13 protein-coding genes and 2 pseudogenes are annotated in these 17805 nt (G+C 64.9%); 10 read left to right on the top strand and 5 right to left on the bottom strand.

Annotated elements, in window-relative coordinates; translation table 11 throughout:
- From ACETMP_RS10445 to ACETMP_RS10435, 3 genes are all read right to left on the bottom strand, one after another.
- Positions 1-2073: a TRAP transporter permease gene (locus tag ACETMP_RS10445; RefSeq protein ID WP_375160873.1), complete on the bottom strand. Its 2073-nt coding sequence runs from the start codon at positions 2071-2073 to the stop codon at positions 1-3.
- A 279-nt stretch (positions 2074-2352) separates the two neighbouring features.
- Positions 2353-3519, bottom strand: coding sequence for a TAXI family TRAP transporter solute-binding subunit (locus tag ACETMP_RS10440; protein ID WP_375160872.1), 1167 nt, complete (start codon positions 3517-3519; stop codon positions 2353-2355).
- 165 nt (positions 3520-3684) lie between these two features.
- Positions 3685-3906, bottom strand: a complete 222-nt coding sequence (locus ACETMP_RS10435) for an acetyl-CoA carboxylase biotin carboxyl carrier protein subunit (RefSeq protein WP_257194100.1) — start codon at positions 3904-3906, stop codon at positions 3685-3687.
- Between the two features lie 94 nt (positions 3907-4000).
- Between ACETMP_RS10435 and ACETMP_RS10430 the strand changes: the two genes are divergently transcribed.
- The 4 genes from ACETMP_RS10430 (at position 4001) to ACETMP_RS10415 (ending at position 9125) form a co-directional block, all read left to right on the top strand.
- Positions 4001-4975, top strand: coding sequence for an IclR family transcriptional regulator (locus ACETMP_RS10430; protein ID WP_028135780.1), 975 nt, complete (start codon positions 4001-4003; stop codon positions 4973-4975).
- Positions 4905-6464 (top strand): acyl-CoA carboxylase subunit beta, encoded by a 1560-nt coding sequence (locus ACETMP_RS10425; RefSeq protein WP_375160871.1) that lies wholly within the window; start codon positions 4905-4907, stop codon positions 6462-6464. Before ACETMP_RS10430 ends, ACETMP_RS10425 begins: the two co-directional genes overlap by 71 nt.
- A gap of 268 nt (positions 6465-6732) precedes the next feature.
- The gene (locus ACETMP_RS10420) at positions 6733-8436 is read left to right on the top strand and encodes a GMC family oxidoreductase (RefSeq protein WP_375160870.1); all 1704 of its coding nucleotides are present in this window, start codon (positions 6733-6735) and stop codon (positions 8434-8436) included.
- Positions 8437-8591: 155 nt separating this feature from the next.
- Positions 8592-9125, top strand: a complete 534-nt coding sequence (locus ACETMP_RS10415) for a hypothetical protein (protein WP_375160869.1) — start codon at positions 8592-8594, stop codon at positions 9123-9125.
- Between the two features lie 27 nt (positions 9126-9152).
- Here ACETMP_RS10415 and ACETMP_RS10410 read toward each other — a convergent pair whose 3' ends face one another.
- Positions 9153-10628 (bottom strand): FAD-binding oxidoreductase, encoded by a 1476-nt coding sequence (locus tag ACETMP_RS10410; protein WP_375160868.1) that lies wholly within the window; start codon positions 10626-10628, stop codon positions 9153-9155.
- A gap of 480 nt (positions 10629-11108) precedes the next feature.
- On the opposite strand from ACETMP_RS10410, the pseudogene ACETMP_RS10405 reads away from it, so the two are divergent.
- The 6 genes and pseudogenes from ACETMP_RS10405 (at position 11109) to ACETMP_RS10380 (ending at position 16349) form a co-directional block, all read left to right on the top strand.
- Positions 11109-12529: pseudogene (locus tag ACETMP_RS10405) on the top strand (TadE/TadG family type IV pilus assembly protein).
- Between the two features lie 9 nt (positions 12530-12538).
- Positions 12539-13087 (top strand): TadE/TadG family type IV pilus assembly protein, encoded by a 549-nt coding sequence (locus ACETMP_RS10400; protein ID WP_375160867.1) that lies wholly within the window; start codon positions 12539-12541, stop codon positions 13085-13087.
- 8 nt (positions 13088-13095) lie between these two features.
- Positions 13096-13764, top strand: a complete 669-nt coding sequence (locus ACETMP_RS10395; RefSeq protein WP_028135787.1) for a TadE/TadG family type IV pilus assembly protein — start codon at positions 13096-13098, stop codon at positions 13762-13764.
- Between the two features lie 348 nt (positions 13765-14112).
- Positions 14113-14688: a peroxidase-related enzyme gene (locus tag ACETMP_RS10390; RefSeq protein WP_375160866.1), complete on the top strand. Its 576-nt coding sequence runs from the start codon at positions 14113-14115 to the stop codon at positions 14686-14688.
- A 111-nt stretch (positions 14689-14799) separates the two neighbouring features.
- Entirely contained in the window at positions 14800-15606 is an 807-nt protein-coding gene (locus ACETMP_RS10385; protein WP_375160865.1) for a CoA transferase subunit A, read from the top strand.
- Positions 15603-16349, top strand: coding sequence for a CoA-transferase (locus ACETMP_RS10380; protein WP_375160864.1), 747 nt, complete (start codon positions 15603-15605; stop codon positions 16347-16349). The genes ACETMP_RS10385 and ACETMP_RS10380 overlap by 4 nt, the downstream gene beginning before the upstream one ends.
- A 153-nt stretch (positions 16350-16502) precedes the next feature.
- Here ACETMP_RS10380 and ACETMP_RS10375 read toward each other — a convergent pair.
- Positions 16503-17791, bottom strand: a pseudogene (locus ACETMP_RS10375) (MFS transporter).
- Between the last annotated feature and the right edge of the window lie 14 nt (positions 17792-17805).

The raw sequence follows: 17805 nt of genomic DNA, 5'->3' as shown, positions 1-17805 counted from the left end.
TCAGGGGGCGCGCAACCCGTCCGGTACCATGGTCTGCCGCCGGACCAGCACAAGCGCCAGCAAGACGGTGGGCACGAGGATGGCAAGGCCAAGCAGTGTCACCTGCAGCTGCGACAGCGGCATGATGCCGCCGCCGGGCGTGGCTACCACGAAGCCGCCGATCACCAGCAGCACGCGGATTGGCCATTCCAGCGCGCCGGTGCCGCGCAAGTCACCGACAAAAGGCTGGTAACCCTGAATGCCGCCGCAGATGAACAGCGTACCGAAGGCCGCGAGCCCCATCAGGCCGAGGCCGGCCAGATACGGGCTCGGTCCCTGCAGCACCAGCGCCGGATTGAGCACGAAGAAGAATGGCAGGAAATAGATGATGCTGCCGACCCACATCGATTCCCAGCCGGTCTTCATCGCCGGCGAGCCGGCGATGCCGGCCGCGGCGAAGGACGCGATCGCGACCGGCGGGGTGATCGACGACAGCATGCCCCAATAGAAGATGAACATGTGCACCGCCATGCGGTTGAGCCCGAGCTTCTCCAGCGCGGGCGCGACCAGGATGGCGAGGAAGATGTAGCAGGCCGTCGTGGTCAGCCCGAGGCCGAGGATCAGGCTGGTCAGGGCGCACATGGCCAGCAGCAGGAAGGGATTGTCGCCGGCGATATGCAGGAGGTCGTTGGCAAGGCTCGACACCACGCCGGTCATCGAGAATGCGCCGATCAGCAGGCCGCAGCCGGCGAGGATGCCGACGAGCTCGACGAAGGTGCGCCCGTTGACCTCGAGGAACTTGCCGATGGTCGCAAGCGTCCAGCGCGTGTCCTTGGAGAAGAACTGGTTGAGCACGAGCAGCAGCGCGGTGGCATAGAATGGCGCATGGCTCTCGCGCTTGAAGTAGAGCAGCATCACGACCAAGAGCGCGATGACGAAGACGTAGTACCAGCCGTCCTTGATCGTATCCATGACGCGCGGCAGCTCGGCGCGCGGAATGCCCTTCAGCTTGTGGCGCGCGGCGTAGGCATCGACCTGCATGAACAGGCCGGCGTAATAGAGCACGGCCGGAATGATCGCGGCCACCGCGACGTCGGCGTAGCTGACGTTGAGGAACTGCGCGATCACGAACGCGGTCGCGCCCATCACCGGCGGTGCCAGCACCGCGCCGGTCGAGGCGCAGGCCTCGATCGCGGCCGCATAGGAAGCGCGGAAGCCGCTCTTCTTCATCACGGGGATGGTCATGGTTCCCGCGGTCAACACGTTCGAGATGATCGAGCCCGACATCATGCCGAGCAGGCCGCTGGCGAATATGCAGACCTTGGCCGCGCCGCCGCGAAACGTGCCGCACAGCGCGAAGGCGAGGTTGATGAAGAACTTGCCGGCGCCAGTCATCATCAGTGCGGTGCCGAACACCAGGAAGCCGATCACGGTGTCGGCAAAGGCCTGGATCGGAATGCCGAGCAGGCTCTCGCCCGACAGCACGTGATAGGCGGTCGCCTGCTCCAGCGTTGATTGCGTGCCGCGGAACGGTCCGAGCCAGCCGGCCTCGGCGAACAGCGGATAGACGGTGAAGGGCAGCACGCTCAGCAGCAGGCTCCAGCCCCCGGTGCGGCGCAGCGCCTCCATCAGCATCGCCCACATCACGAGGCCGGCGGCGATCACGTTGTGCGGCGCGCCGCCGAATTCCCAGCCGGCCTCCGCCGCCTTGCGTACGTTCGACATCAGCAGCAGCGCGGCGGCGAAGGTCGCGACGAACAGGACGAGGTCATACCAGGGAATGCGGTCGAGCGGCGCGCGCCCGGTGCCCGGGAAAATCAGGAACGTGAACGGCAGCATCAACGCGATCAGGAGGTAGAAATATTCGGTGTTGAGCTGGGTGTAGCCGACGAAGAATCGCAGCGAGAATTGCTGGTTGATGCACAGCAAGATCGTCGCCGCGGTCGCGGCCACCAGCATCCAGCGCCAGAGGCCGCGCAGCGTGCGCACGCGCGTGACCTCCGCTTCCTGCAGGTTGGCGGCGGCGCCATGCGGATCGTCGAACACGACCCGCGTGGCGGCGTCTTGCGGGATAGAGGTAGGGGCAGAAGACATCACCGATCCCGCGTCTGGGCTGGTCAGATAATTATGCGACGGCACGTTGGTTGACTCGATCGGGCCGCAGGCTCGTCAACCTCTCCCGCTTGCGGGAGAGGTCGCGCCCACCGGGTCGCGCGGAAGGCGCGCCCGATGACAGGCTCCGGCGCGGGTGAGGGCTTCCTCCTCTGGGGGATTGTCCCATTGCGGAGACACCCTCTCCCCAATCCTCTCCCGCAAGCGGGAGAGGAAGCGCACTTCTCGCGGGGCAGCCATCAAACCCAACAACGCCACCTTCTATTCCTCGAATCCGTTCGGCATATCCGCCTTTGCAAGCGCCGCCGCGCGGGCCTTCATCCAGCCCTCGAGAAACGCCTTGTCATCCGCGGGCGGATTGGACTTGCCGTAATCGGTCCACGCCGCGCCGAGCACCTCCTGCCGCTTGATCAGCTTGTTGTTGTGCGCCTCCTGCGCATCGCTCCATTGCCCGGCCTCCTTCAGCGCCTTCACCGCGCCGGGATGCACCGGCACCACCCAGTTCTTGGTCTGGCGATCGGCGGCAAGGCCGCCGGCGCCGGGCGCGGAATCCTTGTAGGCGTCGTAGTTGACGATCATCGCCTTGGTCATCGCATAGACCTGGTCGGCCGGCTGCGAGGCGTAGGCCACGAAGATCGGGTAGGGGTAGTTGCCGAGCTCGACCGGCTTCTCCGGCGAGATGCCGGCGCCGCAGGTCGCGACCTGCGGGAAGAAGAACGAGCCGACCTTCTGCATCCGCGCCCAGCCTTCCTTGTCCTTGGCGGGCAGCGGCGGCCAGATCAGGCCGCGCGGCGAGGTCTCGGCTTCCTTGGCAGGGCCCGTGATGGTGGTGCCGAAGGCGGCATCGACGTCGTTGTTGATCAGACCTTTCCACATCGCGCCGTAGCTCGCGAACTCGACGACCTTGACGTCCTTCTGCGTCAGGCCGGCGAAGGCGAGCACCGCGAGCGAGTTCTGGTTCAGCGCCGGCGAGCCGACCACGAAGCCGACGCGCTTGCCCTTGAGGTCCTTCAGCTCCTTCACGCCGGTGTCGGCGGCAACGCCGAGCGAACCGCAATTGCAGTCGACCGACGAGAGCAGGATCTGCAGCGGCTGCGGTCCCCATTCCTTCGCGCCGAACTCGAACACGCCTTCCTGCGCGAAATAGGTGCCCGATCCCATCGCCGAGGACACGGCGCGCTTGGCGCGCAGCGGCGCAAGCCGGGCGACGTCGTTGCCCGCGGGGAGCACGCGCACGTCGGTGCCGTACTTGTCCTTCATCATCTTGCCGACGCCGACCGCGATGTTGAAGCCGGCGGTGCCGGTGTCATAGGCGGTGAAGGCCAGCGTCGCCGGCAGCTTGAGATCCTCGGCGAACGAGTAGCGTGTAGACGCAAAAGAAATGCCTGCCACCAAGGCAGGCGCGAGCACGAGCAGCGCACGAAGCATGTTTCCCTCCCATCATCCTCGCTTTGCCGCGAAGATTTCTTTCTTTGTTTGAAACAACGTTTTGTTTGCAACAGATCATGTCACCGCGATCGGGCGATGGCAACGCCGTACCTCGCATGCGGGAATGAGGCTGACAGATTGTCGCGCAAACTCCGAACAGAACATTCAGCACGCGACGATCGCGATTGCCTGACCCTCCGCCACGACGTCGTCGAGCTTCACCAGCAGAGACGTGATCGTGCCGCTTGCGGGCGAAGACACCGGTATCTCCATCTTCATGGCTTCGACCACCACAACGTCATCGCCATCCGCGACGGTTCCTCCAACTTGCACGGGAGTTGCGCAGACGCGTCCCGCGATCTCCGTGACGATCTTAATTTCTGGCATGCCATCGCCTTTTTGTTGTCGTCGCAAAATGCCTGAGGTAGCGTCGTCTGCAAGTGGAATTTAATTCCGCAGAGCGGAACATACGGTAGGGAACATGGGACGACGATCGGAGCGGTTGAGTAGGCAAGGCGCACTCGCTGGCGATGCCGGCGAGGGTGATGTCATCCAGGTGGTCTCGCGCGCGTTCGACGTGTTGCGATGCTTCGAAGGCCACGAGGCGAGGCTCGGCAATCTCGAGATTTCAAATCGCTGCGGTCTGCCGCGCTCGACGGTGTCGCGGCTTACGCACACGCTGACGCGGATGGGACAACTGGTCTATCTGCCGCGCGATCAGAAATATCGCATCGGCCCGAGCGCGGTCGCGATGAGCGCCACGATGATGAAGGGCGCGCAGCTGCGCAGCATGATCCGCCAGCGGCTGCAGGAAGTCGCCGAGCAATTGCCGGGCACGGTCGGTTTCGTCGTTCCGGATCGCTTCCATCTCGTCTATCTCCTGTTCGCGCGCTCGGCGACCGCACTCGGCCTGCACGAAGGCACGGGCAGCCGCATCGCGATGGCCTCCACCGCCGCCGGCGCGGCCTACACCGCGGCGCTGGCGCCGGAGCTCGGCGATGCTTTCATCGCGGAGATGGAGCGGGAGGCTCCCGAGGCGGCGAAGATCCTGAAGCCGCGCATCGAAGCCAACCGGCAGATGCTGCGCGAGCGCGGCTATGTCGTGGCCTGCGGCCTGTGGAGCCCGCACATCAACGGTCTCGCGCTGCCGATATGGTCGCCGCAGTACCAGACCTTCGTGGTCATCACGATCGGCCTGCTCTCGGCTATGTATGACGAAGAGCGGCTGCATGCCGAGGTCGCGCCATTGATGCTGGAGCTCGGTCGTTCGCTCGGCGGCCTGCTCGAGGGCGCCGAAGGTGACGTCTTCAACAACCGAATCCCGCGCAAGCCGGTCGCAATGGCCCTGCACAACAATAACAAGCCGATCCATTCGGAGGGAGTGAATGAACTGGAAGCCGGAACTCGACGAGCTCGCCCGGCGCGAAGCCTTCGCGCGGGAGATGGGCGGCGTTGACAAGGTCAAGCGACAGCATGACCAGGGCCGGCTGACTGTTCGGGAGCGCATCGACAAGCTGACCGACAAAGGCAGCTTTCACGAGATCGGCGCCGTCTCCGGCATCGGCGAGTACGATGCCGGCGGCGAATTGCAGAAATTGACGCCGGCCAACTGCGTGTTCGGCCGCGCCCGCGTCGACGGGCGGCCCTTGGTCGTGGTCGGCGACGATTTCACGGTCCGCGGCGGTTCGGCTGATGCGTCCATCTCGGCAAAGCCGTTGATGGCCGAGGAGATGGCGCACGACTTGCGCCTGCCCATCGTCCGCATCATCGAAGGCTCCGGCGGCGGCGGCTCGGTCAAGACCATCGAGACCAAGGGCGCCGCCAACCTGCCGGGCGGCATCGGCGGCACGCGCTGGTATCGCTTCACGACGGAGAACCTGTCGCGCGTGCCGGTGATTGCGCTCGGCCTCGGCTCGGTGGCAGGCCTGGGAGCCGCGCGCCTTGCCGCCAGCCACTATTCCGTCATGACGCGGAAGTCCGCGATGTTCGTCGCGGGGCCGCCGGTGGTGAAGGCGCTGGGGCAGGACCTCTCGAAGGAGGAGCTCGGCGGCGCCGACATCCAGACCCGCGCCGGCGCAATCGACCATGCCGTCGACACCGAAGAGGAGGCGTTCGCCTGCGCGCGCCGTTTTCTGTCCTACCTGCCGTCATCGGTCTACGAGCTGCCGCCGACCTTGCCCTGCACCGACAATCCGGAGCGCAGCGACGAAGCGCTGATGAACGCGGTGCCGCGCAACCGCAAGCAGGTCTACAAGATCCGGCCGATCATCGAATCCGTGGTGGACAGGGGCTCGTTCTTCGAGGTCGCCAGGAATTTCGGCAAGCCTGTTATCGTCGGCCTGGCCCGGCTCGAGGGCAGGGCGGTGATGGTGCTGGCGAGCGACAGCTTCCACTATGGCGGCTCCTGGACGGCGGATGCCTGCCAGAAGGTGGTGCGCTGGGTCGACTTCGCCGAGACCTTCCACCTGCCGATCGTCTACCTGATGGACTGCCCCGGCTTCATGATCGGCCTCGATGCCGAGAAGGCGGCGACCATCCGCCACGGCGTTCGCGCCATGGCCGCGGTGAACCAGACCACGGTGCCCTGGTGCACTGTGATCCTGCGCAACGCCTTCGGCGTCGCCGGTGTCGTGCACCAGCCGGCCGATCGCTTCTCGATCCGCTACGCCTGGCCGTCGGCCTATTGGGGTTCGCTGCCGCTCGAAGGCGGCATCGAGGCCGCCTATCGCGCCGACATCGATGCGGCCGAGGACAAGGCCGCGAAGCTGGAGGAGATCCAGCAGCGCCTCAACAAGCTGCGCTCGCCGTTCCGCTCGGCCGAGAAATTCTGGGTCGAGGAGATCATCGATCCCCGCAAGACGCGATCGCTGCTGTGCGAGTTCGCGCGCCTCGCCGAGCCGCTGCGCAAGCCCGGGCCGCCGGAGAATTTTTCGATCCGGCCGTAGCGCAATGTTGTCGCATCCGTCTGCCAGAGACGACTCTCGGACCCCGGACGCAGCGCGCCGCTCCTTCAGCGGTGCGCTGCAGAGCCGGGGCCCATGCAGCAGCGAGCTCGCCGCCTCCTGGGCCCCGGCTCTGCGCCGCAAATGCACGAAGGCGTTGCAGCGCGTCCGGGACACGAGAGAAGTGGGCGCCGACGCAGTTCAAGATCCTTCCATAGCAAAACAATAACGGGCTAAGCTCGCCCAACAAGAACAACAGGAAACGCCAATCGTGTACGACTTCATCATCGTCGGCGGCGGCTCGGCGGGGTCCGTGCTGGCGCACCGGCTCTCGGCCAGAAGCGCCAACAGGGTCCTGCTGTGCGAGGCCGGACAGGACACGCCGCCCGGCAACGAGCCGGCTGAAATTCGGGACAGCTATCCGGGCACCGCCTATTTCGATCCACGCTTCCATTGGACCGAGCTCAAGGTCACGACCCAGGTCGTCAGCCACAACAATCCGAACGAGGCGCGGCCACCCTTGCGCAAGTACGAGCAGGCGCGCGTGCTCGGCGGCGGCTCCTCGATCAACGGCCAGATGGCCAATCGCGGCGCACCGACCGATTACGATGAATGGGACGCGCGCGGCGCCGAAGGATGGACGTGGAACGAGGTGCTGCCATTCTTCAAGAAGGTCGAGCGCGACCTCGATTTCGACGGTCCCTATCACGGCAAGGACGGCAAGATCCCGGTGCGCCGCATCCCCAGGGAGCACTGGACCAGGCACTCCCAGGCATTCGCAGAAGCCTTCCAGCAGGCCGGCCATCAGTTTCTGCCGGATCAGAACGGCGAGTTCGTCGACGGCTTTTTCCCGGTGACGCACTCCAATCAGGCCGAGCAGCGCGTCTCGGCCGCGATGGGTTATCTCGACCGCGACACCCGCAAGCGCGCCAATCTCACCATCTCCACCAATACCCAGGTGCGCGAGCTGCTGTTCGAAGGCACGCAATGCGTCGGCGTGAAGGCCGTCGTCGACGGACGCGAGCAGGAATTCCGCGGACGCGAGATCATTCTCTCCAGCGGGGCCATCCATTCGCCCGCGCATCTGCTCCGTGCCGGCATCGGGCCGGTCGGCCATCTCAAGGACTTGGGCATTCCCGTGCTGATGGGCCTGCCGGGCGTCGGCCAGCGCCTGATGGATCATCCCTCGATCTCACTGTCGTCCTTCGTTCGCCGCGGCGCGCGCATGAACGAGCACACCAGGCGCCACATGCAGCTCGGCCTGCGCTACTCCTCGGGCCTTGCAGGGGTACCGAAGGGCGACATGTTCGTCGTCCTGCTCTCCAAGTCGGCTTGGCACGCGGTCGGCGAGCAGATCGGCTCGCTGCTGACCTTCGTCAACAAGACCTATTCGGAGACCGGACAGGTCAAGCTGGCCTCGCGCGATCCCTCCGCGGAGCCGATCGTCGAGTTCAACCTGTTGTCCGACCGGCGCGATCTCGATCGCCTGATGAGCGGCTTCCGCAAGATGGCGGCGATCCAGATGAGCGACATCGTCAGGAAGGTGACGGACAAGCCGTTTCCGGCCGCCTACACCGACAAGGTGCGCAGGATCGGCGTGGTCAATACAAAGAACAAGATCCTCACCGCGATCGCCGCGGCCCTGATGGACGGACCGGCGGCGCTGCGCCACTACATGATCGACAATTTCGTGGTCGAAGGCTTCACCTTCGATCAGGTCATGAACGACGACGATGCCCTGGAGGCTTTCGTGCGCAAGGCCACCATCGGCGTCTGGCACGCCTCCTGTTCATGCCGCATGGGCCGTGCGGACGACCCGATGGCGGTGGTCGACAACCAGGGCCGCGTCAAGGGCATCCAGGGCCTGCGCGTGGTCGACGCCTCGATCTTCCCGGTAGTACCGTGCGCCAACACCAACTTTCCCGTGTTGATGTCGGCGGAGAAAATCGCGGCAGCGATCATGCAGCCCGGTTGAGTCCACGCGCGTGCTCGGCTTTCGCGCGATGTGAACATAACCTAAGTTAATGGCGTAGGCAGAAGTCCTTTTCTGCCGCCCTTTAGGCCCATTTCGGTCAAACCAATATTGGTTTCTCCGCAGCGGGGCAGGACCCTCCAGCTCAGAGTCCTGCAATGATCAAGCAAGTCGTTTCTGCGTGTCTTCTCCTTCTCGCCGCCTCCGGCGCTTCCGAAGCGCGGCCCAATCGCATTTCTCAAGCGCCCGAATGCAACGTCACCATGCCCTGTGACTTCTCGTATTCGCAAACGCGCACGCGGGCTTCCAGGCAGCCGCTACAGGCTTATCGCTCAATGCAGATGACGGTGAGTGATGCAGGTAGCTCCACCACGACAATCAGCGTCTCCGGCGATCGCGTCGTCGGCGGCCGTCCGGCCGGTTGTCCGTCGTCCTTCTGCGGCTGCGGCGCGTCCTTGCGCGTGTTCGGCCGCGTCGTGCCGGAATTGAATCTCGCGTCGAACTGGCTGCGTTTTCCGCGCGCGGCGCCGGCGCCGGGAATGGTCGCGGCGCGCCGCGGGCATGTCTTCGTGCTGGAGCAGCACCTCGGAGGCGATATGTGGATGGCGTATGATGCCAATTCGGGCGGCCGCGCGACGCGGATCCACGCGCGCTCGCTGCGGGGCTATACGGTCGTCAATCCCCGCGCTTAAGACGATGGCGAAGGTGCGCGGCGTGCATCACAGCCGCAGCACCTTGCCGGGATTCATGATGTTTTGCGGATCGAGCGCGCGCTTGATGGTGCGCATGATGTCGAGCTCGGTCTTCGAGCGGTAGTGGCTGAGCTCGTCCAGCTTGTCGATGCCGATGCCGTGCTCGGCCGAGATCGAGCCGTCCATGGAGGTGATAAGGTCGTTCACCGCCCGCGTGATGGCGGCCTTGTATTGCGTCAGCGTCTGCTGGTCCATGCCCACCGGGGCCATGAACGAGAAATGCAGATTGCCGTCGCCGATGTGCCCCAAAGGATAGGGCCGGATGGTCGGGAGAATGTCGAGCACGGCCTTAAGCCCGAGATCGATGAACTCCGGAATCCGGGAGATCGCCACCGAGACGTCGTAGCTCAGCCCCGGCCCCTCGGCGCGCGAGGCCTCTGCGACGCTTTCCCTGATGCGCCACATGTTGTGCGATTGATGTCCGGTCTGGGCGACGACCGCGTCGATCACGCGTCCGGCATCGAGTTGATCGGCGAGAAACTGCTCCATCTTTTCGGCGATGCCGCCGGTCCCGTCCTGCCGCGCCCGCGCGGACGACCATTCCAGCAGCAGGTACCATGGCGTGTCCGCCTTGAGCGGATCCTGCGTTCCGGGAATGTGGCGAAGCACCATGTCGACAGCGGCGCGGCTCATCAGCTCGCAGGAGCCGACATTGTCCTCGGATGCGCTGTGGGCCTCCGACAGGATCTCCAGCGCCGCGCGCGGATCCCGGATCGCCAGCCACGCCGTGCAGACGTCCTTCGGGGCCGGCCACAGCTTGAGCACGGCCTTGGTGATGATGCCGAGCGTTCCTTCGGCGCCCATGAAGAGGTGCTTGAGATCGTAGCCCGTATTGTCCTTCTTGAGCGCGCGCAAGCCGTCCCAGACCTCGCCGTTCGGCAGCACGACCTCTAGCCCCAGCACGAGATTGCGGGCATTGCCATAACGGAGCACCTGCACGCCGCCGGCGTTGGTCGACAGATTGCCGCCGATCATGCACGAGCCCTGGGCGCCGAGGCTGAGGGGCAGAAACCGGTCGTGCCGGCTTGCCGTCTCCTGCAGGGTCTGCAGCACGCAGCCGGCCTCGACCGTCATGGTGTAGCCGGTGGCATCGATATCCAGCACGCGGTTCATACGGCCGAGCGACAGCACGATGCCGGTGTGCGCCGGCCAGGGCGTGGCGCCGCCCATCAGGCCAGTGTTGCCACCCTGTGGGACGATCGCGATCCCATGCTCGTGGCAGAGCCTGACCACCGCCGCGACTTCCTCGGTGCTGCCGGGGCGAACCACGGCGCCGGCGCTTCCGGCCAGCAATCCGCGCCAATCCGTCACGTACGGCTGCTTGCCGTGCTCGTCCTCGATCAGGCCTTTCTCACCCACGATCGCGCGCAGCGAATCGCGCAATGGGTCGGTGAGCGGAACAGTTGGAATGATGGGTTCGGACGACGGACCGGCAACCGGCATTTGTTTCCCCTGGCGCATCTTGATGTGCACTGCGCACGCGGCGTGCGTCAGAGCATTGTCCACGTTTGCGCCGTGGAGTCTAACGGCAAAATGTCTCTCACCCGGGGTATCCAGGCGGGCGGGCCTGCGCAGGCGGCATGGGGTCGTCTTCGGATTTCCCGTTTGATCCGCGCCGCACCGGGCGACCGCGGCGCTCCGCCGGCCGGCGCACGTCACCTCCGGTATTTCTACGGGGCGATGCTTAGGGTTTAGCGCCAATGTCCGCGACCGGATTCAAGCGAAATTAATGATGCCTTCTCGATATGAGACATCCCGGTCCGCTTCGGCTGCTGTTTGCGGATTGCCCGTAAGCGTTGATTAAGAGAGCCATCGTCATATCCCGCCTGTGATGGGCGAGCGCCGGGATCGAAACCCGGCAGCCTCGTCCGGCGATTTCAGGAAAGGACCGCTGCCGCAACGACGGCAGCCAGGATGAACGACATGCTCCGCCGCGCAATGCTCTGTTTCGCGACAGACCGGAAGGCCAACGTCGCCATCATCTTCGCGCTGACGATGGTTCCTATCATCTTTCTTCTGGGCATGACCCTCGACTACACGCTGGCCTTGCGCAAGCGCGAGCAGCTGAACGCAGCCGCCGATGCGGCCGCGATCGCAGCCGTGCGGCCCGCGATGCTGACGCAGACCGACGAGGCCACCATCCGGAACACGGCGGCTGCCGTCTTCGCTGCGAAGGCGAAGCTTCCCGGCTCGCCTCCGTGCCGACGCCGACGGTCACGGTCACGGATGTCGGTCTGTCGCGGACCATCACGGTGTCCTACGCTGCGGAATCGGTCAACAATTTCCCCGGCGTGCTCGGCAAGCAGACCTGGAAGGTGGCGGGGGCGGCGACGGCGCAGGCGTCCAGCGCCCCCAACATGAACTTCTACCTGTTGCTGGACGATTCGCCGTCGATGGCGCTGGCGGCCACCCAGAAAGACATCGACAACATGGTTCTCGCCACGAAGAACCAGCCCACTTACGCGAAGAATTGCGCATTCGCCTGCCACGAGGCGCATCCCAACAACGCAAATCCCAGCACGACGAACAAGGACAATCTCACGGTCGCGCGTGCGAACAACATCACGTTGCGGATCGATCTCGTGACCAACGCCGTCAAGCAATTGATGGTCGGGCCGTGGACCTGTCCGCAGTCGGGCACCACGGGCGGCGTCATGCAGTGCATGTCGGCGATCAACAACACGACCTACAAGGCCGCCATCTACACCTTCGACTACGCCTTGAATACGATCCAGACGCTGACCACCCCGACCACCGCCGGCACGAAGATCGGCAACATTCAGCTCCTGAAGGTCGACCATCAGAACTGCCCCGTTCTCGACAGCAAGGGCGCCTGCATCTACACGACCGACTACGGCACCGACATCTCGAAGGGGCTGACGGACCTCAATGCCATCATGCCCAATCCCGGCGACGGTACCGCGGCCGGCACGCCGCAGGAAGTGGTCTTCCTTGTCACCGACGGCGTCGAGGACAAGCTGATTCCGAAGACGGGGGGCAGCTGCGATCCCAGTGCCACCTATCCGCTTCCGCAGGCCAACACCTCGACTTTGCGATGCCAGCAACCTCTCAACACCGCTATATGCGATACCATCAAGAGTCGGAACATCCGTATCGCGGTCCTCTACACCGAGTATCTGCAACTGCCGAGCGACGGCTGGTATAACGGCCGTATCGCGCAGTTCAACAACCCGACCTCGTCGACGGGCACGATCGCACAACGGCTGAAATCCTGTGCGTCGCCGGGCCTGTACGCAAACGTTCAGAATGGCGGCGACATCAGCAAGGCGCTGACGGACCTGTTCATCAAGGTTGCGTCCAGCACGGCCAGCCTCGTGCAGTAGGAAGAGGCCATGTCCGGATCCGCCGCCACAATGAGGAGACGCCGCGATCGCTGCGCCGGTTTCGCGCGGGATAGCAGCGGCGCTACGGCGGTCGAGTTCGCGCTCGTCGCTGCGCCGTTCCTCGCCCTCGTCATCGCGCTGATCCAGACCTTTCTGGTCTTCTTCGCCCAGCAGACGCTCGAGACCATCGTGCGGCAGTCGGCGCGCCTCGTCATGACCGGGCAGGTTCAGTCCGCGAACATGACTCAGGCCGTCTTCAAGCAGAAGGTCTGCGACCAGATCCTGATCCTGTTCAACTGCAGCGGCCTCATGGTCGACATGCAGGTGGCGACCTCGTGGACCTCCGCGAACACGGCGATGCCGACCCTAACCTACGACGGCTCAGGCAAGGTCTCCAACGTCTGGCAATTCAACCCGGGCCAGCCCGGTGATATCGTCGTGCTCCGCATCATGTACGAGTGGCCGGTCGTCCTCGGTCCGCTCGGCTTCAACCTGTCGAACCTCAGCAACGGCAACCGGCTGATCATGTCGTCCGCCGCGTTCCAGAACGAGCCATGAGCCATCCGATGATCTCCGCCCTGTCGTCCCGCGCCCGTCACCTGTTGACCGATGTCCGCGCCGTTGCAGCGACCGAGTTCGCCATCGTGACGCCGTTCATGCTGTTGCTCTACATCGGCGGCGTCGAGCTCGGCACCGCGCTCTCCATGAACGTCAAGGTCAGCGCGACCGCGCACAGTGTTGCCGACATGATCACGCAGAACACGTCCGTTAGCCCAAGCCAAATGGACGGTATCCTCGCGGCTGCGACCGCCATCATGGCGCCGTATCCCATCAAGAATGGCAGCACCTCCTTGATGACGATTACCGTCTCGGAAGTCTCGACCGACAGCAGCGGCAACGCAACGGTACAATGGAGCAAGTCGACCAGCGCGTCGGGGGCGAGAACGCCGGGGACCGCCATGACCTTGTCGTCCTTTACCGCACCGGGCGGCACCACCAACGCCAACATCTCACTCATCCTGAGCGAAGTGTCCTACGACTACACGCCCAATCTCGGTTTCACCATCGCGGGCACCGTCAAGCTGTCCGACAGCTATTACCTGTTTCCGCGCTGCTCGACCAACGGTCCCGGCGGCTCCTCCAGCCCGCCTTATTACGACGTGAAGTATTCCACGACTTATCCGACATCGACCACCTGCACCTGCGTCCAGCATTTGCAGCAGAAGACCTGCTAGTCCCGCGCGAGCGGGCAGGGCTATCGTATTTCGGAGCGGGTTTTGGCTTGCGGCCGTCCGTCGAGACGCTCGCCGCTGGCAGGCCCTCGGTATGAAGACCGCGTGCGCGGCACAGGCCTCGACGAACCCGGATACTGCCCCACCCGATCCTGAGCAGACCGCCACCGGCGCGCGGGGCTGGTCTACAGCAACCCGCATTGCCTTGCGACATCGAAGCGGGCATTGATTGCGAGGAACGACGCCCCGACGCGCTCGACGCATTCACCCCGTGGATTTCTTGCAATGACCGGGCCCAAGGACAAAGAAGGCGAGGGGAGTCCCATAGAAGAGCCCAAGGATATTCAGGCCATGACCCAGGCACCCGCCATCAGTCGCTTTCCCGTCCCTGATCTCGCCGACCTGCCGGACGACATCCGGGCCCGTATCCTGGCCGTCCAGGAGAAGTCCGGCTTCATTCCGAACGTCTTTCTGGTGCTCGCGCACCGGCCGGACGAGTTTCGCGCGTTCTTCGCCTACCACGATGCGCTCATGGACAAGCCGGGCAACCTCACCAAGGCGGAGCGGGAAATGATCGTGGTTGCGACCAGCAATCTCAATCAATGCCAATATTGCGTCATCGCGCATGGCGCGATCCTGCGCATCCGCGCCAAGGATCCGTTGATCGCCGATCAGGTCGCGGTCAATTACCGCAAGGCGGACATTACCGATCGGCAGAAGGCAATGCTCGACTTCGCCGTCCGCGTCTCGACGGAGGCCTACAAGGTTTCCGAATCCGATTTCGCCACGCTGAAATCGCACGGGTTCACGGAAGAGGACGTCTGGGACATTGCCGCGATCACGGCCTTCTTCGGCCTCTCCAACCGGCTTGCCAACGTCACCAGCATGCGTCCGAACGCGGAATTCTACGGCATGGGGCGCGGCTGACCGAGTCCGCACGTTCACGATCGGGGGCTGCGCGGCTCAGGTGCCGCGGGCGAAGCCGGAAGTCGATCCTGTTCGATCGGCCTCCTGGGAAGCGAAGGGAGAGGTGGAGACATGACGGATTTCGTAACGCCGCAGCAGATGGCGGAGATGATACCTTCTGGGTGCAAGCTCGGCCTGGCACCGGACGACTACGCTGCGGCCCCGGGATTGGTTCGGATGCTGATCGAGCGCGGCATCCGCGATCTGCACGTGGTCTGTGCGCCGATCGGCGGCATGCAGGTCGACATGCTCATCGGCGCCGGTGCCGTGGCGACGCTGGAGACGAGCGCCGTCAGTCTCGGCGAAGCGGGCGGCGCGCCATGTTTCAGCCGGGCCGTCCGCGACGGATCGATTCGCCTTCGCGACGCGACCTGTCCCGCGGTGTTCGCGGGCCTGACGGCCGCCGAGAAGGGCGTTCCGTTCATGCCGATCCGTGGCATCATCGGCAGTGACGTCCTTAAGAAACGGGACGATTGGAAGCTGATGTCCAATCCGTTCGACGACGGCGAGAAGATCGTGGCGGTCTCGGCGATCCAGCCCGACATCGCCTTGTTTCATGCGCCCGAAGCGGATCGCTTCGGCAACGTCCGGCTGGGGCGCCGGCGCGAGGTGATGTTGCTGGCGCACGCGTCGAAGCAGGCCTTCGTGACCGTCGAGCGCATTTCCGAAGTCTCGCTGCTCGAAGACGAGAAGATGGCCGCCGGCGTCCTGCCGGCGATCTACGTCAGCGCGGTGGCAGAGCTGAAGAACGGCGGGTGGCCCACCGGGCTCTACGCCGAATATCCCAGGGACGGGCAGGAGGTCGAGAAGTACGCGCGCGCGGCACGCTCGCCGGAAGGCTTCCAGGCCTATATCCGGGGTTCGGGGAGCGCGGCATGAGCGAGCCGTGCACCAGCCGTGAGTTGATGATCTATACGATCTCGCGGCTGCTGAAGGGGGTGCGGCATGTTGCGGTCGGTCAATCCTCGCCGATGCCCGCGGCGGGGGCCATGCTGCTGCGTGCGCTCAACGAGCGTGACGGACTGGAGCGCCTGCAGGTCTCGATCCTCGGCTCGGTCAAGCACAATTCGTTCACCGGCGGTGCCGAGGAGCTGTTCGATTGCGCCGCGCAGGGACGCCTGGATGCCTTTTTCCTCGGCGGCGGCCAGATCGACGGCCAGGGCAACGTCAATCTCGTCGGCGCCGGCGACTATCCGAACAATCCGGTCAGATGGCCCGGCTCGTTCGGCTCCGCCTACCTCTATTTCCTCGTTCCGCGGGTCATCCTGTTCCGGGAAGAGCACAGCCTGCGCTCCCTGGTGGAGCGCGTCGACTTCGTGTCTGCGCCCGGCGTCACCGACGAGACGGTCTATCGGCGCGGCGGCCCGCATGCGCTGCTGACCAACGCGGCGCTGTTTTCCTTCGTGCGCGAGGCGGGACGCTTTCGCCTCGAGAGCACCCATCCCGGTTATGATTGGCGCGACATTCGCGGCACGACGGGCTTCGCGTACGACAACGAGCAATGTGAGGTCACGACGCCGTCGCCGGACGAGGCGACACTCGCCTTGATCCGGGGCCGGATCCGCGAGGAGCTGCGCGAGTGCTATCCGCAGTTCGCAGGCAACATGCCGGGGCCAGGGTAGGATATCGCTGGCCTTTATGCGGTCGGCGCGAGCTTGCTCGGCCTCTCCCGCTTGCGGGAGAGGCCGACGCGCTCGCAATGACGAGCAGGAGGGAGTTGAGCGCCCTCTGTCCTACCGGTGCACGTCGCACCGGGGAGACATGCTTGTGCCGCCTTACGCTATCGCGGCCTGCGGCTTCGGTTGCCGCGACAGCGCCAGCACGATCAGCGCGGCGAACACGCAGAGCGCGCCGGCGATGAAGAACGCGGGCAGGTAGCTCTGATAGACCGTTCGCGAGAAGCCTGCCCCGAAGGCCGCGGCGCCGGCGCCGAGCTGATGGCCGGCGAAGATCCAGCCGAACACCAGGTTGGCGCGCTCGGGGCCGAACTTCTGCGCGGTGAGCCGCACCGTGGGCGGCACGGTCGCGATCCAGTCGAGCCCGTAGAACAGCGCGAAGAGCGAGAGGCCGTAAAACGAGAAATCGCTGAAGGGCAGGAAGATCAGCGAGAGCCCGCGCAGACCGTAATACCAGAACAGCAGATGGCGGTTGTCGTAGCGGTCCGACAGCCAGCCCGACATGATGGTGCCGAAGAAGTCGAAGATGCCCATCGCGGCGAGCAGGCTGGCGGCCTGCACCTGCGGGATGCCGAAATCGAGGCACATCGGGATCAGGTGCACCTGGACCAGACCGTTGGTCGAGGCGCCGCAGACGAAGAAGGTCGCAAACAGGATCCAGAACGCCGTCGACTTCGAGGCATCGGCCAGCGTGCCGAGCGCCACCGCCGTGATCGAGCTGTGGCTGACGGGCGGTGCGGGCAGGGGTTCGGTGCCTTCGTCGCCGAACGGTCGCTGGCCGACATCGCTCGGCCGGTCGCGCATTGCGAGCAGGACGGCTAGTGCGGAAACGCCGAGCATGATGCAGACGAAGCCGAGCGCGAGCCGCCAGCCGTAGCGTTCGGTGAGGCTCGCGAGCAGCGGCAGGAACACGAGCTGGCCGGTGGCGACGCTCGCGGTCATGATGCCGACGACGAGGCCGCGTCTTGCCGCGAACCAGCGCGTCGCGATCGTCGCGCCCAGCACCAGGGCCGTCATGCCGGTGCCGATCCCGATCACCACCCCCAGAGCGCGACGAGCTGCCAGACCTCGGTCATGCCGAGCGAGGCTACGAGGGCCGAGACGACGATCAGCTGCGCGGCCAGCGTGACGTTGCGCAGGCCATAGCGGTTGAGCAGGGCGGCCGCGAACGGCGCCATCAGTCCGAAAAGGATGAAACGAATCGACAGCGCAGAGGAGATTTCCGCTGTGCTCCAGCCGAACTCCTTCTGCAGCGGAACGATGAACACGCCGGGCGCGCCGACCGTGCCGGCGCTGATCAGCGCGGCAAGGAAGGTCACGCCGACCATCACCCAACCGTAATGGATGTTGCGGCGGGACAGTGCTGCCGCGAGCCAGTTCGAGATCATCGAGCCTCAATCAT

It is taken from the genome of Bradyrhizobium dasycarpum, assembly GCF_042019905.1.
Lineage (GTDB): Bacteria > Pseudomonadota > Alphaproteobacteria > Rhizobiales > Xanthobacteraceae > Bradyrhizobium > Bradyrhizobium japonicum_B.
The sequence above is the reverse complement of the archived record's forward strand: the minus strand, read 5'-3'. Positions and strand labels throughout refer to the sequence as shown.

Bases quoted from the DNA above. Each gene is read 5' to 3' on its own strand.
- ACETMP_RS10445 (WP_375160873.1), bottom strand. From the start codon at position 2,073: ATGTCTTCTGCCCCTACCTCTATCCCGCAAGACGCCGCCACGCGGGTC.
- ACETMP_RS10440 (WP_375160872.1), bottom strand. From the start codon at position 3,519: ATGCTTCGTGCGCTGCTCGTGCTCGCGCCTGCCTTGGTGGCAGGCATT.
- ACETMP_RS10435 (WP_257194100.1), bottom strand. From the start codon at position 3,906: ATGCCAGAAATTAAGATCGTCACGGAGATCGCGGGACGCGTCTGCGCA.
- ACETMP_RS10430 (WP_028135780.1), top strand. From the start codon at position 4,001: ATGGGACGACGATCGGAGCGGTTGAGTAGGCAAGGCGCACTCGCTGGC.
- ACETMP_RS10425 (WP_375160871.1), top strand. From the start codon at position 4,905: ATGAACTGGAAGCCGGAACTCGACGAGCTCGCCCGGCGCGAAGCCTTC.
- ACETMP_RS10415 (WP_375160869.1), top strand. From the start codon at position 8,592: ATGATCAAGCAAGTCGTTTCTGCGTGTCTTCTCCTTCTCGCCGCCTCC.
- ACETMP_RS10410 (WP_375160868.1), bottom strand. From the start codon at position 10,628: ATGCCGGTTGCCGGTCCGTCGTCCGAACCCATCATTCCAACTGTTCCG.
- ACETMP_RS10400 (WP_375160867.1), top strand. From the start codon at position 12,539: ATGTCCGGATCCGCCGCCACAATGAGGAGACGCCGCGATCGCTGCGCC.
- ACETMP_RS10395 (WP_028135787.1), top strand. From the start codon at position 13,096: ATGATCTCCGCCCTGTCGTCCCGCGCCCGTCACCTGTTGACCGATGTC.
- ACETMP_RS10390 (WP_375160866.1), top strand. From the start codon at position 14,113: ATGACCCAGGCACCCGCCATCAGTCGCTTTCCCGTCCCTGATCTCGCC.
- ACETMP_RS10385 (WP_375160865.1), top strand. From the start codon at position 14,800: ATGACGGATTTCGTAACGCCGCAGCAGATGGCGGAGATGATACCTTCT.
- ACETMP_RS10380 (WP_375160864.1), top strand. From the start codon at position 15,603: ATGAGCGAGCCGTGCACCAGCCGTGAGTTGATGATCTATACGATCTCG.